Genomic DNA, 21,440 nt, shown 5'->3' with positions numbered 1-21,440 from the left:
TTTAACACCAGCTATTTATAAGATATTGCAAATATCATTAATATCGATCTATGAATTCTTCTAAGTTCGTGTCTCTATCTAAATTAAGCTTTTTTCTAAGCCTGTACCTAGAAGTATGTACGCTTTCAATGGAAATACCTAATAATCTCGACATTTCCTTGCTTGGAAAGTTTAATTTTACCAAGGCACATATTCTTAAATCTACTTGTGATAAATTTGGAAATTCATTCTTTAAATTTGAATAAAAACTTGTATTTATTGAGGTAAACCTTGCTTCAAACTCTTCCCAATTACTATTAGGTTTTCGTTGTAATAGGTTTAAAATGCGGTTAATGTCCTTAACATCTATTTTATCTGTTTGATTTTCCAATCTATTTCTAATGGTTGCAATAAACTCATCCTTTTCAATGAGGCGCAATGCAGATTCGGTTAATTCCTTGTTTTTTAATTCAAGTATTTCCTTATGCCTTTGGGTTTTTAATTTTTGGGTTTCTTTTAAATTTTGCTTTTCAACTTTATGCCTATTTCGTATGTTTTTCATATTAAAATATCCAAATAATATTAAAAATAGAATGGTTACAATTAAAACAATATATTTCCAAACCCTAATTTCATATTCACTTTCTAGTTGATTTATCCGTTCTTGTTTCCTAAGATCCTCCTGTTTTTTCTTCTCAATTCTATATAAATCCTTAATTTCTAAAAGATGCCGACTATTGGCACTTGACCTGCCAAAAATCTTCTCGCTAAGGTTGTTGCCCTTTTTTAAGTATTTAATTGCTTCTTCTAACTTGTTTTGTTTTAAATACATATCCGAAAGCGCGTGGTAAACAATTAAATCCGTATTCAAATGCCTGTGATATTTATTTGAAATTTCCAGTGATTTTTTATAGTGAAAAATACTCTCATCATTTTTATTCATTCTTTGGTAAACATCTCCATAAAACATTTCAACAAGCACTAAATAGGATGGATCGTTAACTTCAAAATATTCCTTTGCGTTATTAAGTTTTTGCAAGGCCAAATCAAAATGGCCGTCAACAGAAGCCAAATAACCGGATTCTGCCTCTAAATAATAGCTTTTAGGCCTGTTTGGTAGTTGTTTCTGTATTTGGTAAGCACTATCTAAATATATCTTAGCTTTATCATAGTCTTTGAGGTCTCTATATAGATTAATTATGGCAAAATAATTACTTCTAATATAATCCAGCATCACATCTCTATTCTCATTATTGATTAATTCTTTCCTTATTTTGTTGGATAAATTAAACTTTTCCAAAGCTTCTTTTTCCCTTTTATAAAAACCGAATAACCATCCTAACCCATGATAAACCCTAGATATCGAAATGGAATCCTTCGATTGGTCTGCCAACAACAATGCCTCCCAATAACCATCGTATGATTTTCCGTAATTAACATTGTGTGAATACAATTGAGATAATTCTAGCAAAAAGTTAATGGCATTTGTTGTATCCTTTTCTTTAAGATTCAGTTCATACCCTTTTTTTAAATAAAAAGCCGAACTATCCGGATTACTGAATCTTAGCCCTCTTGCTTTTAAATACAACGAATCTTGAGTTAGCACATTTTGAGAACTCATTGTGCTAGAACACAAAACAGAAAACAGTGCAGCAATGTAAAATCTTTTCATTCTTTTTTAATTTAAATTATATATCTAACAGACTATTAAAACAAAATTACTTACTATATACCATATTTAACTGAACATATGGTTTTTTAAACATATCATAATCAATTATTTAAACAATTAAATAAATTTCACCCAACTAAACATTCAAATAAGACCTAAATATATATAACAGCCTAATATTTCTGTAACCAAAACACCATAATTAAACCAATGTCAAGTTTAAATCTAGTTGTTTTTTTTATATAAGCCGAGTGTTTAGTAGTAGTCTAGTATTAAAAAGTGTGGTAAGCATGATAAGGAAGTAATTTTATTCCCTACAAAAAAAAACCACAAAATTAATGCGAAACACTGTTGTTATAATCTTATTGCTTGCTTTTGTTTTTAACTGTAACGGTTTACAAAACAAAAGTAGGAGTGTTACTGATAATTTTAATCTAAACTGGCAATTCTATTTATCCCAGGAAGATGAAAATATAAATTCAATTTCCGATGATAAATTCGAAACCATAAACCTGCCCCATGATTGGATCATTAAAGGTGATTTCGACTCTACATTGGTCAAAGATGCTCTTGCCACAGGGTATATTGCAGGAAAAGGGTACGGTTATTACAAAAAGATTTTTGATTTATCCTATGATGAAAAGAGCGTAAATTATATTCTTTTTGATGGCGTGTACAATAATGCCACCATTGCAATTAATGGGCATGAATTGGGCTTTCATCCTTATGGCTATTCCCCCTTTTATTTTAACATAACACCTTATTTGAATAAGTATGGAAAAAATAACCTATTAACAGTTAAAGTTGACCACACGCGTTATGCCGATAGCCGCTGGTACACGGGCGCTGGTATCTACAGGGAGGTCAAACTCATTACTACCAGTAAATTACATATTCCTGTTTGGGGCACTTTTATTACAACCCCTAAAGTTTCAAACCAAAATGCAACCGTTCAACTGAATATTCAAGTTAAGAATGGCTTTACCTCAAAGGAAAACATCATTGTTTCTACAAAAATTATCGACGCTAACGAAACTGTTGTTGCTTCAGCAAAAAGCAAATTGAAAATTGGACCAGATTCAGAAAGTGAGGTCATTCAACATATTAATATTCACAAACCTAAGTTGTGGAATTTAGAAAATCCGCATGTATATAAGGCTATAACTTCCATCATTAAATCCGATAAAGAAATAGATACCTACACCAGTACTTTCGGAATTCGTACCATACAATTCGATGCCAATACCGGCTTCTTTTTAAATGGTGAAAACATGAAAATTAAAGGTGTTTGTCTGCACCATGACGGCGGGTTGGTTGGTGCCGCGGTACCTAAAGGCGTTTGGAAACGCAGATTGCAAATTTTGAAAGATGGTGGTGTAAATGCCATTAGGGTATCTCATAACCCTGCTTCGAACGAATTTTTAGACTTATGTGACGAAATGGGGTTCTTGGTTCAAGATGAACTTTTTGATGAATGGGATAACCCTAAGGACAAACGTTTCAATCAAAATGAATCAAAGAGCACCGATTATATTACTAGAGGTTATGGTGAACATTTTCAGGAATGGGCACACAAAGACCTTAAAAATGTGATTTTAAGCCATAGAAACCATCCCTCTATTTTCCAATGGAGTATTGGGAATGAAATAGAATGGACCTACCCAAGAAACGCACAAGCAACAGGCTTTTTTAATAATATGAGCTGGAACGGAAATTACTTCTGGTCTGAACCTCCCAATTCAAAAGAAGAGATTAAGCGTCTATTGGAAACCCTTCCAAAAGAAAAATATGACATTGGCGAGACGGCGCAAAAACTGTCAAAATGGGTAAAAGAACTGGACACCACTAGACCTGTTACTGCCAATTTAATTCTGCCTTCGGCGAGCCATCTTTCTGGATATACAGACGCACTAGATGTTGTAGGCTATAGTTACAGACGTGTTTTATACGATTATGGCCATGAAAATTATCCCGATAAACCCATTATGGGCACCGAAAATTTGGCGCAATACCACGAATGGAAAGCCATTATGGAACGTCCTTTTATTTCGGGCACATTTTTATGGACAGGGATAGATTATATGGGCGAGATTAGAGACCCTTGGCCTGTTCGTGTGCAGCCATCAGGGTTACTCAACACCGCAGGATTTAAGAAGGGTTCTTACTATATGATGCAATCGCTTTGGACAGAAGCACCCATGATTCATATCGCCACCCAAACTATTGAAAAGTCATTGAATAAGATAGATGATTCGGGGAATATCGTTGCTAAAAACCCTAAAAAGTGGGAACATGCTTTATGGGAATGGGAAGATGTGAACGAGCATTGGAACTATAATCAAAATGAGATGATTTCAGTTGAAATTTACTCAAACTGTGATGAAATCGAACTTTTCTTAAATGACAAATCTCTTGGCAAAAAGAAGTTATCCGATTTTGAAGACCATATTTATAAATGGGGAGTTCCGTTTGCCGATGGAAAATTAGTTGCCAAGGGTGTTAAAAATGGTGAAAAAATCACTGAAGAAATCGTCACTGCAAGACAAGCGACAAACATCAAGCTTTCTTCCGAAGAAAAAACAATCAACGCCAATCATAAGGATGTTTCGCACGTCATTCTACAACTGACTGACGACAACGGAAACCCCGTTAAAACAGATAACAAATTAATCACTTTTAAAATAGATGGAGACGCCAAACTTTTGGGCGTGGACAATGGGTGGAAAAAAAGTGTGGAAACATTCCATGCGCAACAGGGAACCACCTACAATGGCAAAACCTTATTGATTATTCAAGCTACTGGTAAATCTGGAAACGTCAAGGTTACAGCTACTGGCAAAGGTCTAAAATCTGAAACTATAACTATTAAAATAATATAAATAATATTTAACAATGAAAGCAACACAATATGAAGGCAATAAAACCTTCAGCGTAGTAGAAAGAGATATTGAAGCACCAAAAGAAGGTGAAGTGAGAATTAAAGTCGCTTATGTTGGCGTTTGTGGTACCGATGTGCATATTTATCATGGTATGATGGATAAGCGTGTGAAAATGCCAGAAACCATTGGGCATGAAATGTCTGGGGTGATTGATGCCGTAGGAAACGGTGTAACAGGCTTTAAGGTTGGTGAAAAAGTAGTGGTACGGCCATTGGACGATCGTTTGGTACAGACCTCCGACAAAGGTTTTAACCATATCTGCGAAAAATTAAAATTCATAGGCATTGATAGCCCTGGAGCCATGCAACAATATTGGAACGTTCCTGCATTTACCTTGCACAAATTAAAAGAAAATACCGATTTAAAATTAGCTGCATTAATAGAGCCTTTATCTGTCGCCGCTCACGATGTACGATTGAGCGGATTGGTAAAAGGTGAAACAGCAGTTGTTTTAGGTGGCGGACCTATTGGCCTTTTGGTTGCTATGGTTGCTAAGGAAGTCGGTGCCCAAGTAATTATTTCCGAAGTTAACCCAAAACGCATCGCCAAGGCAAAAGAACTTGGTTTTGATGCCGTAAGCCCTTTGGAGGTTGACTTGGTTGAATATGTAAAAGACAAAACAGAAAACCGTAGGGCCGATGTGGTTTTTGAAGTAGCTGGTGTTGTACCAGCACTGGATATTATGTGCGAAGTTGCCGGTATTCGTGGTAGAATTGTTATGGTGGCCATTCACGGACAGAAAAAGGAAGTGGACTTGTTCAAATTCTTTTGGAAGGAATTAAAATTAATTGGTGCCCGTGTTTATGAGAAAGAGGATTATGAAAAAGCAATTCAACTCATCACAGCAAATAAATTACCATTTGAACAAATGATAACAGATGTTCAGCCATTAACAAAAATTCAAACAGTATTTGAAAACATTGATAAAAATCCAGAGGGCTTAAAAGTACTCATGGATTGCCAAGCATAAGTTCATAATTCGTTAATCGTAAATCAAAAATCATCATGAGTATATTAAACAAATTTAGTTTAGAAGGAAAAACAGCCTTAGTAACAGGTTGTAAAAGAGGTATTGGAAAAGCCATGGCCATAGGTTTAGCTGAAGCGGGGGCAAACATTATAGGTGTTTCAGCAACCTTAGAACAAGATAGTTCAGTTGAAAAAGAAGTAAAAGCAAGAGGTAAAAAATTCAGTGGCTATCAATGTGATTTCTCCGACAGAAAATCATTGTACAAGTTCATTGAAGCCGTAAAAAAAGACCATCCACAAATTGACATCCTCGTGAACAACGCAGGTACCATTTTAAGAACACCAGCAGCAGAACATCCAGACGAGATGTGGGACAAAGTTATTGAGGTCAACCAAAACTCCCAGTTTATCCTAACTCGTGAAATTGGAAAGGAAATGGTAAAAAGGGGTCATGGCAAAATTATTTTCACCGCATCCTTACTTACGTTCCAAGGTGGTATTACAGTACCAGGTTATGCCGCAAGTAAAGGGGCTATTGGTCAAATGACTATGGCCTTTGCTAATGAGTGGGCATCCAAAGGCGTAAACGTAAATGCGATTGCACCCGGATATATTTCAACCGATAATACAGAAGCCCTAAGAAACGACCCTGTACGTTCAGAGTCTATTTTGTCACGTATTCCAGCAGGAAGATGGGGTCAGGCAGAAGATTTTGCTGGTCCAACCGTGTTTTTGGCATCAGAAGCGGCAAGCTATATGAATGGTGCCATTGTTCTAGTTGATGGTGGCTGGATGGGCAGATAAAAAAATGCCCCCCATAATCCCCGAAAGGGAAATTATCATGGTTATAAAATACTTGCGGGGTTTTTTAAACCTCGCAAGTTAAATAGAAAAACAAAAATGTACTTAAACCAAAAAATACAATTCTTATTATTAACTGTATGCTGCTTTTTGGCGGTTTCAGTTTTGGCGCAACCAGGTTCTGAAGTCTCGCACAAGGACAATAGTCAGTTGTCGCAAGATTTAAGCGGTTTTAAGTGGAAAATGAAAATGATGCTTCCCGGCGAAGGCGTAAAAGCAGGGTTGCATGAACTTCCCCCGGAAGACATTGAAACCTTAGTTTGGAATTCTGCTCAAGTTCCTGGAGACGTATATACCGATCTTTGGAAAATTGGCGCCATTGAAGACCCCTATTTTGGCAGAAATAGTGTGAAAGCACAATGGGTCATGCATTACGAATGGTGGTATGCACTGCAATTTAATGTGACACAAGACCTAACGGATCAATTGGTGCGATTGGATTTTGAAGGCGTCGATTATGCTTGCGATGTGTGGCTGAATGGTCATTTTTTGGGAAGCCATGAAGGAGCTTTTTCAGGATTTTCATTTGATATCAATAAGGCCATTCGAAGCAGCAAAAAAAACTTAGCCAGTACCAATATGTTAATGATAAGGCTTGCGCCTCCGCCACAAGTCAACGCCAAAGTAGCTGGTAGAAAAACACCTTGGTTTGGCGATTATTGGCGCGATTTAATTCCTTTTGGCATCTATAGGCCCATAAAAATGGTTTATACAGGAAAAACAAGGATTAAGGATGTTTATTTACGACCAAAAATTGAAGCTAACAACACAGCGAAAGTAACGCTTGAAATTGAAGTTGAAAACACGGATGCCATTGCAAAAAACATAACTTTTACCTCTACAATCCAAGGTAAAAACTTTACTTCTAAGGAAATCAAAACAACATTTACTGAGAAAGTTGCCCCCGGAAAACAGAAAATCAAAAAGGACATTGTAATTAAGGATGCCCAATTATGGTGGCCATGGGATTTAGGAAAACCGAATTTATACGCTTCAAAACTTTCAATATCTGAAAATAAAATCAACAACGATTTTAAAGAAACCGTGTTTGGTATCCGAGAAGTTACCATGGCATGGAATCCCGGTTTTACCAAAGACGAGGTCAGTTTCCCCAGAACGACCTTAATCAATGGAAAAAAAATATTCCTGCGTTCGGCTTGTTGGGGCGGTCCACCTGATATTTTTACGGGGCGTTCTTCAGATGAAAAATATCGAAAACTTATCCAGTTGGCAAAAGATGCCAACATGAACAACATTCGGATTTTTGGTTGGCATCCTTCAGAAATCCCCTTGTTCTATGAATTATGTAATGAGGCTGGCATGACGGTTTGGAACGACGTTATTCCTTTAGGTACAGGAAATTTATCGCATGAGGAAGCATTTATTGCCACCACAATTGCCGAAGGCGTCGCTGTTATAAAGGAACGCAGAAACAACCCTTCGTTGATTATGATGGAAGGCGGCGAGGAAATGTTCCTACGCTCTGGCGACCCTGCATTTACACGTTCATTTTTAGAACGTTTGGGTAAAACGTTGCAGGAACAAGTAGATTTACCTTATGTACCAGATTCGCCATTAACTTGTGAAGCGTCATTGGAAGCGGGCTATAAACCCAAAGAAGCGGCCCACGCCCTCGCCTATTTCTATAATATGGGTTTTGCGCCTATGGAAGATTGGTATTCAAGACTGGATTTTCCCATAATTCCTGAATTGGCAATTACTTCCGTACCAAATATTGAAAGTTTAAAGAAATTTATTCCAGAAAAAGAACTCTGGCCTCCAGGGTTAAGTTGGGGGCACCATTGGGCTGATTTAGACCGATTAAGAGCCCAAAACTTTGATGCTTTTGGAAGCGAAAAAACAGGCTCGCTCCAGGAATTCGTAAACGCTACCCAAGATGCGCAAGGCATTATTTTTCAATTGTCCATTGAACATTTCAGAAGAAACAAACCTAAAACAAGCGGTATTTCACTGTGCCATTTTATCACTTATTGGCCAGATATGAAATGGGGTATTGTAGATAATTATCAACAAACAAAACGCTCTTACAATTATGTAAAAACGGCCTATCAACCCCTATTGATAAACTTAAAATTCAACAAACGCAGATGGCTTAATAATGAAGCCTTTACTGGGGAAATTTGGGTAGTGAATGACCTTTACACAAAATACAACAAGTGTGTTGCCAATTATACCATAACCGATGGCAACGATGTGGTTTTGCACAAAGGAACCTTCAACATTGATAAAATCGAAGAAAACAGCTCACAGAAATTATTTGATTTAAAAGCAGATGTCCTGAAGAAATTAGAAAACAATTTCTATGTGAATTTAGAATTAAAAGACAACAACGGCAAAGTTATTTCAAAAAACAAATACATGCTTTTGATTGGTGACCACGACAAAGCAGCCCAACAATTCAAACTCATGGGCGATGAAATAAGACAACGGAATGGAACCTATAAATATTCCAACTACAATCAGTTTTTTGATAAACTAACCCGTGAAAACGGTGAAGAATATGAAAGTGAAACGGATACCGTAACGGCGAGAGGATTTAAAATTAAAAAATAACAAAATATATAATCATGTCAGAAATTAAAGAATACAAATTATTTATTAATGGCGAATGGAGAACTTCTACTTCCGGAGAAACCATTGACATCGTTAATCCTTCAACAGAGGAAATAGTGGCAAGAGTACAAAATGGTACTGCCGAAGAAGCACTGGAAACTTTGGAAGCTGCCGATAAGGCACAAAAAAAGTGGAAAAAATTACCGGCAAGGGAACGAGCCGACCTACTTTATAAATTCTCAAACGAGATAAAAGCCAATGCTGAAAAATTGGCACAGTTGCTCGTAAAAGAACAAGGAAAATTATTAAAAGTCGCCAGATTTGAAGTTGCAGTAGCCTCCTCATTTATTGAATATGCTTGCGAAGGTGCCCGTAGAATTGAAGGCGATATTATTCCTTCAGACAATCCCAACGAACAAATTTGGATTCAAAAAATACCGCGGGGTGTTATTGTCGCCATCACAGCTTGGAACTTCCCTTTAGCGCTTGCTGCCCGTAAATTAGGGCCTGCTTTAATTGCAGGTAACACGATTGTTATCAAACCAACTTCCGAAACGCCATTGGCTACCCTTGAATTAGGTACTATTGCCAATAAAGTGGGCATTCCAGCGGGAGTCATTAATATTTTAACAGGACCTGGTCGTGCCATGGGTAATGCCTTGGTGGAAAGTCCTATTACCAAAATGGTTACGATGACGGGGTCAACGCCTGTTGGCCAACAAATTGCGCGTAATGCAGCACAAAACTTAACCCATGTACAGTTAGAACTAGGTGGTAAAGCACCATTCATTGTTTTTGAAGATGCCGATATAGATGCCGCCGTAGATGCTGCCTTACATTCCCGTTTTGATAATTGCGGACAAGTGTGCACCTGTAACGAACGTATGTATGTACATGAACGGATTTACGATAAGTTCATGGAAAAATTCATCCCGAAAGTAAAAGCACTTAAAGTTGGCGATCCGATGTTGGAAGATACCGATATGGGGCCAAAAGTAAATGCCAACGAATTAAAGCACATGGAGCATTTAGTTGCCGTAAGCATTGAAGAAGGTGCTACCGTTGCAACCGGTGGTAAAAAACCGACTGGAAAGCAATTTGAAAAAGGCTATTGGTTTGAACCAACGGTGCTTACCAATGTTACCCAAAAAATGACCATTGTACATGAAGAATCCTTTGGCCCCATTTTACCCGTACTGAAATTCAAAACATTTGACGAGGTTATTGGTTATGCCAATGATAGTGAATATGGTTTGGCGGCCATGGTGTTTACCAACGACATGAATACCATCATGAAATGTAATGATGAATTGGAATACGGCGAGATTTACATAAACAGAGGCCACGGCGAGCAGCACCAAGGCTTCCACAACGGTTACAAATTATCCGGTTCGGGTGGCGAAGATGGTAAATACGGTTTCGAGCAGTATTTGGAAAAGAAAACGTTTTACATAAGGCATAAAGCTTAAAATATGAAGACGATAATTCAATTTTCAAAACTGAAAACACCCTGTTATATCCTATTTCTTACGCTGGGATTAGTTCTCCATAATTGTAAAAATGGAAATAACCAAGCCCAAAAAACGAAAGTAGAAATAGCTACCAAACCAAACGTAGTCATTATTTATTTGGATGATTTAGGTTATGGTGACTTAAGTTGCTATGGCGCAACCGAATTACAGACACCAAATATCGATAAATTGGCAAATGAAGGCGTTCGTTTTACAAATGGGTATGCAACATCGGCAACCTGTACACCAAGTCGCTATGGCATTTTAACCGGAATTTACCCTTGGCGTAACGCAGATGCCAAAATTTTACCTGGTACTGCCCCATTGTTAATTTCCACCGATCAATTTACCTTGCCAAAACTGTTTAAATCCCAAGGTTACAATACGGGTATTGTTGGTAAATGGCATTTGGGTTTAGGACATGGAGATGTTGATTGGAATGCCCATATTTCGCCAGGTCCAAATGAAGTTGGCTTTGATTATTCTTATATCATGGCAGCTACGCAAGACCGTGTGCCAACTGTATTTATAGAAGATGGAGATGTAGTAGGTCTAGATCCAAAAGACCCCATCGAGGTCGATTATAATAAGAATTTTGAAGGACAACCAACTGGATTGAACAATCCAGAATTAACCACCATGAAATGGCACCATGGCCATAATAACAGCATTGTTAATGGTATTCCTCGAATTGGTTTCATGAAAGGTGGCGAATCAGCAAAATGGAAGGATGAAGATATGGCGGACCATTTTTTAGAGAAAGCACAATCTTATGTCAAAGAACATAAAGATAATCCTTTCTTCCTGTATTATGCATTACAACAGCCGCATGTTCCTAGAACGCCACACCCTCGTTTTGTGGGTAAATCAGGTATGGGACCAAGAGGCGATGTCATATTGGAAGCCGATTGGGTTATTGGTGAATTTATGAAAACATTGAAAGAAGAAGGTGTGCTTGAAAATACGCTGGTTATATTTTCAAGTGATAATGGGCCTGTTTTAAATGATGGTTACTATGACGATGCGGTCGAAAAAATTGGTAATCATGACCCTAAAGGTGGTTTAAGAGGCGGTAAATATAGTTTGTTTGAAGCTGGTACTAAAGTGCCTTTTATTACTTATTGGAAAGGGACCATAACCCCACATGTTTCGGATGCATTGGTCTGTCAAATTGACTTAATGGCATCCTTAGCCAACCTTTTAAAAGCAGATGTAAAAACTGCTGATAGTCAAGATGTACTTTCTGCATTCTTAGGAAAGAGCGATAAAGCAAGAGCTTCGCTTATTATTGAAGCGAACACGAGAACAGCTTTAAGGGAAGGCGATTGGTTGATGATTCCTGCGTATAAAGGCAATGGATTTTTAGAAGATGTACAAATAGAAACGGGAATATCCCAAGAATACCAATTGTATAATTTAAAAAATGATCGGGGTCAAAAAAACAATTTGACTAAATCCAACCCTGAAAAATTAAAAGAACTGGTTTCACATTTTAAAGACATCCGGGGAGATGCTCATTCCAATATTCAAAACATTGAATTAAAGTAAATATAAGTGAAGTACATAATTTCCATAGCGTGTCTTTTATCATTCTTTGCTTTTGCAGCATTGAATGCACAAACCCTATCTCAAAAGTGGTTTGATGAATCTATTTCTTTTGAACAAAGAGCGGATTTATTGATTGACGCCATGACTTTGGAGGAAAAATGCAGTCAGTTTCTTTCTGAATCTCCAGCAATTCAACGCTTAGGTGTTCCAGAATACAACTGGTGGAACGAAGCTTTGCACGGTATTGCCCGAAATGGGAAAGCGACAATTTTTCCGCAGGGCATTGCTATGGCAGCAACATTTAATCCAACTTTGATAAAGGAAGTTGCGAATGCCATCTCTGATGAAGGTAGAGCCAAATTTGAAGTTTCTAAATCCATTGGAAACAGGGGTATGTATGCGGGATTAACCTATTGGTCGCCCAACATCAATATTTTTAGAGACCCGCGTTGGGGACGTGGACAAGAAACCTACGGCGAAGATCCTTATTTGACTTCTAAAATAGGCATTGCTTTTGTACAAGGCTTGCAAGGAAACCATCCAAAGTATTATAAATCTACGGCATGTGCCAAACACTTTGCGGTGCATTCCGGTCCTGAAGCTTTACGGCATAGTTTTAATGTAAATCCTTCAAAACTGGACTTGTATGAAACCTATCTGCCTGCGTTTGAAGCCTTGGTTACAGAAGGAAACGTACAAGGGATCATGGGCGCCTACAATGCTGTTTACGGCGAGCCTGCCAATAGCAGTACATTTCTATTGGATGACATTCTAAAAAAACAATGGGGTTTTGATGGCTACATCGTGTCTGACTGTGGTGCGCTGGGCGATATTTTAAAAGGTCATAAAAAGGCGAAAACCGCCGAAGAAGCGGCAGCACTTGCATTACTGGCAGGAGTCAATTTAAATTGTGGTTGGGTGTACGGAAAACTTAAGTCTGCGGTAGAACAAGGACTTGTAACCGAAAGCTTGATTAACGAACGATTAAAAAAACTCTTTTTAATTCGTTTTAAACTTGGCTTTTTCGATTCTGATAAAAACAATCCATATACACAACTGGGAACTTCCGTCATCAATTCCGATAAAAATAAGGCCATTGCCCTAAAAACAGCACAACAATCCATTGTGCTGTTGAAAAACGACAACAATGTATTGCCGTTGGATAAAAACATAAAAACCTTATATGTTACCGGTTCCTTTGCCGCTTCAACAGATATTTTAATGGCGAATTATTATGGTGTTTCTCCCAATATGGTTACTGTTTTGGAAGGTATTACCAATAAAGTTTCATTGGGCACTTCAGTAGAATACCGTTTAGGTGTTTTGCCTTTTCAGAAAAACTTAAACCCTTTAAACTGGGCACCTAAAGTCGCAAAAACTACCAATGCTACAATTCTAGTTGCTGGGATTTCCAACGAAATTGAAGGCGAAGAAGTGGATGCCATTGCTTCAGAAAACAAAGGAGATAGAAACGATTTGAAATTACCACAAAGCCAGATTGACTATATCAAGGAAATCAGTAAAAATAAAATTGGCCCCTTGGTTTTGGTAATAGGAACTGGAAGCCCAGTTTCTTTGGAAGACATTGAGCCTTATGTTGATGCCATTGTGCTCATGTGGTATCCTGGTGAACAGGGAGGAAATGCAGTGGCCGATATACTCTTTGGCGATGTGGCACCTTCCGGACATTTGCCCATAACTTTTCCAAAAAACGTGAATCAATTGCCTCCTTTTGATGATTATAGCATGAAAGGGCGAACCTATAAATACATGGAAAAAGAACCCATGTACCCATTTGGATTTGGCTTAAGCTATGGAAAAACCGAGTTTTCAAACCCAATGGGGAATGCTAAAAAAATTAAGAAAGGACAAGATTTTTCTGTTTCAGTTGAAATTAAAAGCACCAGTAATCAGAATTTTGAGGATGTTATCCAAGTGTATTTAGTTCCTGAAGACACCAAAGGATACTTACCATACTACGCTTTAAAAGCATTTAAAAGAGTAACATTAAAAGCAGGAAAATCCGAAAAAATAAATTTCAATTTAGCCAATAAAGATTTTTATCAAACCGATTTAAACGGCGCTAAGACTTGGATAAAAGGAAATTATAAAATCATCATAGCAAACGCATTACCTAGTAAACGAAGCCAAGATTTAGGTGCTTCAAAACCCGTGGAAATTGCGGTTCAACTAATTTAAACCATATAAAAAAACACTTATGAGTACAAAAATTTCAAATGTTGACGTTCGCTTATTCACCGTGCCTTTGCCAGAAGTCATGGCCGATGCCAAACATGGCGACCATTATCATTTTGAATTGGTAACCACTACCATTACCTTGGAAGATGGATCCGAAGGTACGGGTTATACTTACACCGGTGGTAAAGGTGGTCATGCCATAAAAGCCATGATAGAGCACGATTTTGCAAAGGTCTTAATTGGTAAGGATGGCACCGACATCGATGGCATTTACGATTTTTTAGAGTGGCACATCCATTATGTGGGTCGCGGTGGCATTGCGTCTTTTGCAATTTCAACCGTAGATATCGCGCTTTGGGATATTAAATGTAAAAAAGCAAATCTGCCACTTTGGAAAATGGCAGGTGGCAAAGGAAATACATGCAAAGCCTATTGCGGCGGCATTGATTTGATGTTCCCTATTGAAAAGCTGTTAAAAAACATGGAAGGCTATTTGGCAAAAGGGTTTAACGCCGTAAAAATTAAAATCGGCAGGGAAAATCTTGAGGAAGATTTAGAACGCATCAAAGCTGTTCGCGAATTTGTGGGACCGGATATCACTTTTATGGTAGATGCCAATTACTCCATGACCGTTGAAAAAGCCATCAAAGCCGTTGAAGGTTTTAAACAATACAACATCACTTGGTTTGAAGAACCTATTATCCCAGACAATTATAAAGGTTTTGGCGAAATAGTTGATAAAACAGGGTTCCCTTTAGCCATGGGTGAAAACCTGCACACCATACACGAGTTTGAATATGCTTTTGAACAATCCAAACTATCCTTTATCCAACCCGATGCATCCAATTGTGGCGGTATTACAGGCTGGTTGGCTGCCGCTAGACTTGCAGATAAACACGGTATTCCTGCGTGTTCACACGGCATGCAAGAATTGCACGTAAGCTTGGTATCGTCTCAACCTAACTCAGGTTGGCTGGAAGTACACAGTTTCCCAATAGATGAATACACCACAAGACCTTTAGTGGTAGAAAACTACAGAGCCGTAGCTCCAGATTATCCAGGTACGGGCGTTATATTCAATTGGGAAAAATTGGCCCCTTACAAATCAAATTAAAATAGAAAAGATGGCGATAACAAAAAGCACCTTCGGAACTTATAAAGGCAAAACAGTAACGCAATACGCCTTATCGAACACCCATGGAATGACCGTGAAAATCATGGATTACGGCGCTACTATAACATCTTTACAAGTAACTGATAAATATGGAGAAACAAAAGAAATAGCGTGTGGGTTTGACTCGTTTGAAAGTTATTTTTCCGAAGCATATAAAAACAACTCCCCATATTTTGGCTGCATTGTGGGTCGGTATTCTTCCCAAATCAAGGATGCCAAATTCACTTTAAACGGGAAGGAATTCCTTTTAGCAGCTAATTGTGGCAACAATAATCTTCATGGTGGAAAGGAAGGTTTCGACAAAAAAATGTGGAAGGCTGAATTGGTAAACGTCAAAAATGCATCGGCAGCGCTAAAAATGTCTTTAAAAAGCAATCATTTGGAAGAAGGTTTTCCCGGAAACGTGGCTGTTTCAGTCCTTTTTAGTTTGAATGATGCCAACGAATTACTAATGGATTACACGGCTGTTCCAGATGCAGATACACCGTTATCCCTTACAAACCACTGCTATTTTAACTTATCCAGTTTTTCAGAAAGCATTGAAAATCATCAGGTTCAAGTAAACACGAACAAACGTTTGGTTCTTGATGATTCGGGTGCAGCCACTGGAGAAGTTGTTCAACTTGATGGAAAAGCAGATGATTTAAGAACCCCTAAACGGATTGGAGATGTTCACAATGCCATGAACGACGGTTTCGAGCATTTTTATGTTTTCGACAACCCGAAACAGAACTTAAAACAGGTGGCTACAATTTCCTCAGAAAAAGATGGTCTAACACTTGAAGTTTCAACAACCGAACCTTGTATGCTATTATATTCGGGCAAATACACTTCCGATGCATTGAAAAGAGAAAGCGGTGATGCATTTGGCAAGTACAGAGGGTTTTGCTGCGAAACGCACCGGTACCCAAATGGGCCCAATATTGAAAATTCACCACGTTCAATAACAAAAAAGGGCGAAACATTTAAAAGCACGACGGTCTTTAAATTTAACGTATAAAATTTTTAACACTAACTAAATATAAAATTATGATTGAAGGAATTATTTTAGCCATAGGAGCGGGTCTCATGTTGGGACTTTATGCACTCCCTGAAAAGTTTACCAAAAATTTTAAATTTGAAAATACCTGGGGACTCTTTTTTATGCTCACCATGTTTTTGGTTCCCATTATAGCATCATTAACGCTCATTAAAGATTTTAGCAACGTATTTGCGGCAGTGCCAACAGACATATTATTCAAAATGGCGGCTGCCAGTGTTTTATGGGGCATTGGTGTGATGATGTGGGGCAAGGCCATCAACCACATAGGCTTGTCATTGGGCTTTTCCATATTTATTGGAACGGTTATATTAGTGGGGTCTATTTTGCCATTTGTAGTGGAAGGCTTGCCACAAAAAAACGTACTTTTAACCATTCTTGCAGGTATTTTTGTGGTACTATTAGGTGTACTCTTTAATGGACAGGCCGGAATTACCCGAGAACTCGATGAACTGCAATCTGGCCAAAGCAAAAAAGAAAAAGGTGCCATGGTAAAAGGCATTACCATTGCCGTTTTGGGCGGCTTGTTGGCTACCGGTTTTAGTTATGCCAATGCCGTGGGCAGACCTTTTATCCACGAGGCGTGTCAAGCTGCTGGAAATGCAGAATGGGTAACGGCTGTGGGAGTAATGTTTCCCATTTTTATAAGCGGTGGCATTGTAATGGCGGCATATTTTGCATGGCAATTATCAGTTAAGAAAGCTTGGTCAAATTTTAAAACCCCGAGTTTTGGTAAAAACTTTGTGCTTATCTTTATCATGGCTGTTTTTCACTATGCCGCCTCAGCCCTATTTGCTTTTGCTGCTTTCAAATTAGGTGAAATTGGCAATACGGTGGGTTATGCCATTTTCAATACCTCTTGTGTCGCAACAGCTATTGTAAGCGGTATTATAACTAAAGAGTGGATAAATGCTTCATCAAAAGCAAAAAACTATTTATATCTAAGTTTAGCGTGTATGATCATAGGAATTATAATAATAGCAATTGGTAACGGAATATCTTAAAAAAACAAAAAAAGAAATGAAAAGAACACATCAAATTATATGCGTATTATCAATATTGAGTCTTATCTCATGTAAAACGGAAATGAAAATGACTCCTCAAAAACAAAACATCACCATTACAGATGCTCAACAAGATTTTCTGGGAATCACCAATAAGGACAAGTTAAGCGCCGCTTCTAAACGTGCCCTATTATGGGATCCCAATTTAGGAAACGAATGGTTTTTTGATTATGCCGTTTCAGATCTAAAAGGCGATCTGGCCTATGAAGAAGGCGTGGTACGACGCGACCCAAGCGCCATGATAAAACACGATGGCAAATACTATGTTTGGTACAGCAAAAGTGTGGGCCCCACACAAGGTTTTGCCGGCGATATTGAAAACGACAAAGTTTTCCCTTGGGATCGTTGCGATATTTGGTATGCCACTTCTGTTGATGGTATCACATGGAAAGAAGAAGGTGTAGCTGTTGCTCGTGGGGAAAAAGGCGCGTATGACGACCGCTCTGTTTTTACGGTAGAAATTATGGAATACGAAGGCATGTATTATTTATGCTATCAAACCGTGAAATCGCCGTACAATGTACGGGTAAAAAACCAAGTAGGCTTAGCATGGTCTAATTCACCCAATGGCCCTTGGACAAAAAGCAAAGAGCCTATTTTAAGCCCTGCCAATAATGGCATATGGAAAGGTACTGAAGACAATCGTTTTGCTGTGGAGAAAAAAGGCGATTTTGATAGCCATAAAGTACACGACCCCTGCATTTTACCTTACAAAGGAAAATTCTATTTATATTACAAAGGCGAGCAAATGGGTGAAGCCATTACCTTCGGAGGGCGTCAAATCCGTCATGGTGTTGCTATTGCCGATAATCCAAAAGGTCCTTATATAAAATCACCTTATAACCCGATAAGCAATAGCGGACACGAAATTTGTGTTTGGCCGTACAACGGAGGCATTGCCTCATTAATCACAACCGATGGCCCAGAAAAAAACACGGTACAATGGGCACCAGATGGTATTAATTTTGAAATAAAAGCAGTTGTAAAAGGCGCCCCCCATGCCATTGGTTTAAACAGAACGGCCGATACCGAAAAGGAACCTACCGAAATTCTGCGCTGGGGGTTAACACATGAATACAAAACTTTCGACTATCAATACATCAGACGTTTTACTACTTGGCGCATAACAGAACATAAAGCTAAAGGTGAAAAAGGTGAAAACTAAATTGTTTAATTTTTTTACGCTGAACTGATTTAAACTTTTCGCATTGAAGCAAGAGGCTGTCTCACAACCCGTGAAATAGCCTCTTTTTTTTGTTTTTTGTTCCGACTTGTCTCAGGGAACATGTTTCAAATAAACAATTCTCAAGAGCTTATTTTAGTTTTTAAGACTCCCTCAGACTTTTTGGAGTTACAAAGCAGAGCTATGGAAGTAAAAAGGCAAAAAAGTAAACGGAAAAGGGCAATTTTTTAGCGCATGGGAAAAGTTTAAATCAGTTCATTATTAAAAAACTATTTATTATGTGATGTAACCCAATAAACAAAGTCATATGTTCTGTGTTTTGAACAGTTCGTTTCCCTCAAGCATTACCCAAAACTATATTTTTGAAATGCTTGAACTTACTCATTAAACAAAAAACAGAATCATGATTAAAAAGAAATCAATGTTTACATCAAAATTACTATTATTACTCTTGTTAACCTCCTGTGGCGGTGGAGATGACAGCGTAGCAGACACAGAAAAACCTACCATAAGCTGTCAAACTAACATTACTGTTGCCATTGCCTCAACCGAAAATGAAGCCAAAGTAGAATATACTGTTCCCAATGCGACAGATAATGTAGGTGCAACGGTTACACAAACAAACGGGTTGGCTTCTGGAGCTATGTATCCTATTGGCACAACCACCAACACCTTTCAAGCAAAAGATGCTGCGGGCAATACAGCTACTTGTAGTTTTGAGGTGACTGTAACCAGAAATGCACCATCTAGCGATAAACCTTATTTTATTGGAAGCGACCCTACGCCATCAGGTAAAAAATGGACCAAAATCGAGAATTTGTCCGATGAATTTAATGGTACTGCTTTTGACGATACTAAATGGCACAGAAACCCCGCAACAGATGGCTTTAATTGGATTGGCAGGGCACCTGGACTCTTTGAATCGGATAATGTTTCTGTGAGCAACGGGAATTTAAACGTTACCGTTGAGAAATTCGTCACGCCCAAAACTGTCAACAACACGGTATTTACTCATGGTGGTGCCATCGTGCGTTCAAAGAACCTTGCAAAACAGGGCCAATATTATGAATGTAGAATGAAAGCAAACAAAACCATCATGTCTTCTACCTTTTGGATTGCTTTTAAACAAAATTGCACTACCGGTCCACAAAGAAAATTGGAATTGGACATTCAAGAATGTGTGGGACGCGTACATAGCGGAACTGCCGATTGGGCAAAACAATGGGACCAAACTTTTTCTTCTAACACCTGGAGGCACAAACAGCCTTGTGATGTTGATACCTCTGTACAGGCACCAGCCAAAACGGTTTTAACCGAGAAAAACAATTCTAGGTTTTTTGTGTACGGATGCTGGTGGAAATCGCCTACTGAAATCTTGTTCTATTTAGATGGAAAGTTATCGCATTCAATTACGAATCCTCCAGCAGATTTTGATCTGGAAGGCTATATTACCATGGCCATTGAAACCTATGATTGGAATCCGGTTGATGAAGCAGACGGTGTATTTGCAACGGGTTCTTTTGATGACCTGACCACTAAATACGATTGGATTAGAACTTGGAAATTGGACAACCAGTAAGATTCTCTTAAACCAAAATTGAAAAATCCCAAGTTATTGATTGAACATGCCCCCAAATAGTGTCTAATCTTTTGGGGGCAGTCTAGATTGATTTGGGATTTTTTATTCCTGTAAGGTTTTAAAACCCTTTTTAGGTTTCTTTGACAATTCATATCAATTGCATTTAAAACTTAAACGTGAAGCTTAAGTCAATAATCGAAGTTCCAATATCAAGAATACTTTACTCTTTTACTTCCCAAGCCCTAAAATACTTCACATGGAATTCACCATCCAACCGATTATCATCGGGCAATGCGCCAAACCATTTATTCGATTCGCAGTTAAAATTAACCTCTAAAGGTTGATGCCAATGCGTATTTTCTGCCTCACGGAACAAGATGCCATCAATATAGAAACGGATGTATTTTTCAGTCCATTCCAAACCCCAAACATGGTAATCGGCCTGCAATTCCTTAGGGAAATAATACTTTTCAGTACGTGCAAAATGGGCTTTCACATCGCCTTGATCTTTTGGTGCTTTAAAAACGTGTATGTTTGAATTCAAATCGTGTCGGTTGTAAATAACCCCGGGCGCATTTTCACAGATATCAATCTCTGTCCACCAATCGGTATCCACATTGGTCATCCAAAAACCAGAAACCCACGGGGCATCCATAAGCTTACATTCAGCTTCAAAATAACCGTATAAAAATCTATTTTTACTTTTAATAAAACCGGTAGAATGTGTAAATTCAGCCGGTAAAGCATCTTTACCATGTTGATTGACCCGAATAACGAGCTCATCGTTTTCAATCTTTACGTTGGAAGGATGAAAAAATGTAGGCGGTCTCCCCTTCCATTTCGGGTTGTTGGGATACCAAAGCGTTTCATTAAGTACACTTTCATTAAATTCATCTGAAAACCTTTTTAACAGTTTCCATTTTTTTGAATTTTGCTGGTCTGATAACGGAAATTCATCATTGATTCTCGAAACAGCTTGCTCAATTTTAACAGAATCGACGTACTTTTTTGGCGGAATGGTTAATTCCTGTGCCATGGCCGCTGCTGAAAAAACAAACAAAAAACAGATGCCAAAAAAATGGTTTTTACGCATAATCTTCACTTTTTTAATTGTTGACATTATTTATACCTAGGGTTCAAAAATAAAAT

General features: G+C 38.1%; 14 protein-coding genes. 12 read left to right on the top strand and 2 right to left on the bottom strand.

Annotation, left to right across the window (positions count from 1 at the left end; genetic code table 11):
- Positions 1-37: 37 nt before the first annotated feature.
- Positions 38-1,651 carry a tetratricopeptide repeat protein gene (locus GQO80_RS13820; RefSeq protein WP_157208957.1) on the bottom strand — a complete coding sequence of 538 codons (1,614 nt, stop codon included), beginning with the start codon at positions 1,649-1,651 and terminating at the stop codon, positions 38-40.
- 338 nt (positions 1,652-1,989) lie between these two features.
- Between GQO80_RS13820 and GQO80_RS13815 the strand changes: the two genes are divergently transcribed.
- The 12 genes from GQO80_RS13815 (at position 1,990) to GQO80_RS13760 (ending at position 20,291) form a co-directional block, all read left to right on the top strand.
- A complete protein-coding gene (locus tag GQO80_RS13815) occupies positions 1,990-4,530 on the top strand; it encodes a glycoside hydrolase family 2 TIM barrel-domain containing protein (protein WP_157208956.1) in 2,541 nt (846 codons plus the stop codon).
- A gap of 13 nt (positions 4,531-4,543) precedes the next feature.
- A complete protein-coding gene (locus GQO80_RS13810; RefSeq protein ID WP_157208955.1) occupies positions 4,544-5,560 on the top strand; it encodes a zinc-dependent alcohol dehydrogenase in 1,017 nt (338 codons plus the stop codon).
- Positions 5,561-5,601: 41 nt separating this feature from the next.
- Positions 5,602-6,363, top strand: a complete 762-nt coding sequence (locus GQO80_RS13805) for an SDR family NAD(P)-dependent oxidoreductase (RefSeq protein ID WP_198037791.1) — start codon at positions 5,602-5,604, stop codon at positions 6,361-6,363.
- A 147-nt stretch (positions 6,364-6,510) separates the two neighbouring features.
- Positions 6,511-8,994, top strand: coding sequence for a glycoside hydrolase family 2 protein (locus tag GQO80_RS13800; RefSeq protein WP_232333192.1), 2,484 nt, complete (start codon positions 6,511-6,513; stop codon positions 8,992-8,994).
- Positions 8,995-9,008: 14 nt separating this feature from the next.
- The gene (gene aldA / locus GQO80_RS13795; protein ID WP_157208952.1) at positions 9,009-10,463 is read left to right on the top strand and encodes an aldehyde dehydrogenase; all 1,455 of its coding nucleotides are present in this window, start codon (positions 9,009-9,011) and stop codon (positions 10,461-10,463) included.
- Positions 10,464-10,466: 3 nt separating this feature from the next.
- Positions 10,467-12,053, top strand: a complete 1,587-nt coding sequence (locus tag GQO80_RS13790; RefSeq protein ID WP_157208951.1) for a sulfatase family protein — start codon at positions 10,467-10,469, stop codon at positions 12,051-12,053.
- A gap of 6 nt (positions 12,054-12,059) precedes the next feature.
- The gene (locus tag GQO80_RS13785) at positions 12,060-14,252 is read left to right on the top strand and encodes a glycoside hydrolase family 3 C-terminal domain-containing protein (protein WP_232333191.1); all 2,193 of its coding nucleotides are present in this window, start codon (positions 12,060-12,062) and stop codon (positions 14,250-14,252) included.
- A 19-nt stretch (positions 14,253-14,271) separates the two neighbouring features.
- Complete coding sequence (locus GQO80_RS13780) at positions 14,272-15,366, top strand: mandelate racemase/muconate lactonizing enzyme family protein (protein ID WP_157208950.1); 1,095 nt, start codon at positions 14,272-14,274, stop codon at positions 15,364-15,366.
- Positions 15,367-15,376: 10 nt separating this feature from the next.
- Positions 15,377-16,426 carry an aldose epimerase family protein gene (locus GQO80_RS13775; RefSeq protein WP_157208949.1) on the top strand — a complete coding sequence of 350 codons (1,050 nt, stop codon included), beginning with the start codon at positions 15,377-15,379 and terminating at the stop codon, positions 16,424-16,426.
- Positions 16,427-16,455: 29 nt separating this feature from the next.
- Positions 16,456-17,469 (top strand): L-rhamnose/proton symporter RhaT, encoded by a 1,014-nt coding sequence (locus tag GQO80_RS13770; protein WP_157208948.1) that lies wholly within the window; start codon positions 16,456-16,458, stop codon positions 17,467-17,469.
- A gap of 88 nt (positions 17,470-17,557) precedes the next feature.
- Positions 17,558-18,694 carry a glycoside hydrolase family 117 protein gene (locus GQO80_RS13765; RefSeq protein ID WP_317163242.1) on the top strand — a complete coding sequence of 379 codons (1,137 nt, stop codon included), beginning with the start codon at positions 17,558-17,560 and terminating at the stop codon, positions 18,692-18,694.
- A 439-nt stretch (positions 18,695-19,133) separates the two neighbouring features.
- Positions 19,134-20,291 (top strand): HYR domain-containing protein, encoded by a 1,158-nt coding sequence (locus GQO80_RS13760; protein WP_232333190.1) that lies wholly within the window; start codon positions 19,134-19,136, stop codon positions 20,289-20,291.
- A 220-nt stretch (positions 20,292-20,511) separates the two neighbouring features.
- On the opposite strand, the gene GQO80_RS13755 is transcribed toward GQO80_RS13760, so the two are convergent.
- Positions 20,512-21,411 (bottom strand): family 16 glycosylhydrolase, encoded by a 900-nt coding sequence (locus tag GQO80_RS13755; protein ID WP_232333189.1) that lies wholly within the window; start codon positions 21,409-21,411, stop codon positions 20,512-20,514.
- Positions 21,412-21,440: the final 29 nt, after the last annotated feature.

Source organism: Mariniflexile maritimum (assembly GCF_009746565.1).
Lineage (GTDB): Bacteria > Bacteroidota > Bacteroidia > Flavobacteriales > Flavobacteriaceae > Mariniflexile > Mariniflexile maritimum.
This window is presented reverse-complemented; position numbering and strand designations above follow the sequence as displayed.

Bases quoted from the DNA above. Each gene is read 5' to 3' on its own strand.
- aldA (WP_157208952.1), top strand. From the start codon at position 9,009: ATGTCAGAAATTAAAGAATACAAATTATTTATTAATGGCGAATGGAGA.
- GQO80_RS13770 (WP_157208948.1), top strand. From the start codon at position 16,456: ATGATTGAAGGAATTATTTTAGCCATAGGAGCGGGTCTCATGTTGGGA.
- GQO80_RS13775 (WP_157208949.1), top strand. From the start codon at position 15,377: ATGGCGATAACAAAAAGCACCTTCGGAACTTATAAAGGCAAAACAGTA.
- GQO80_RS13815 (WP_157208956.1), top strand. From the start codon at position 1,990: ATGCGAAACACTGTTGTTATAATCTTATTGCTTGCTTTTGTTTTTAAC.
- GQO80_RS13755 (WP_232333189.1), bottom strand. From the start codon at position 21,411: ATGTCAACAATTAAAAAAGTGAAGATTATGCGTAAAAACCATTTTTTT.
- GQO80_RS13780 (WP_157208950.1), top strand. From the start codon at position 14,272: ATGAGTACAAAAATTTCAAATGTTGACGTTCGCTTATTCACCGTGCCT.
- GQO80_RS13765 (WP_317163242.1), top strand. From the start codon at position 17,558: ATGACTCCTCAAAAACAAAACATCACCATTACAGATGCTCAACAAGAT.
- GQO80_RS13760 (WP_232333190.1), top strand. From the start codon at position 19,134: ATGTTTACATCAAAATTACTATTATTACTCTTGTTAACCTCCTGTGGC.
- GQO80_RS13820 (WP_157208957.1), bottom strand. From the start codon at position 1,651: ATGAAAAGATTTTACATTGCTGCACTGTTTTCTGTTTTGTGTTCTAGC.
- GQO80_RS13790 (WP_157208951.1), top strand. From the start codon at position 10,467: ATGAAGACGATAATTCAATTTTCAAAACTGAAAACACCCTGTTATATC.
- GQO80_RS13810 (WP_157208955.1), top strand. From the start codon at position 4,544: ATGAAAGCAACACAATATGAAGGCAATAAAACCTTCAGCGTAGTAGAA.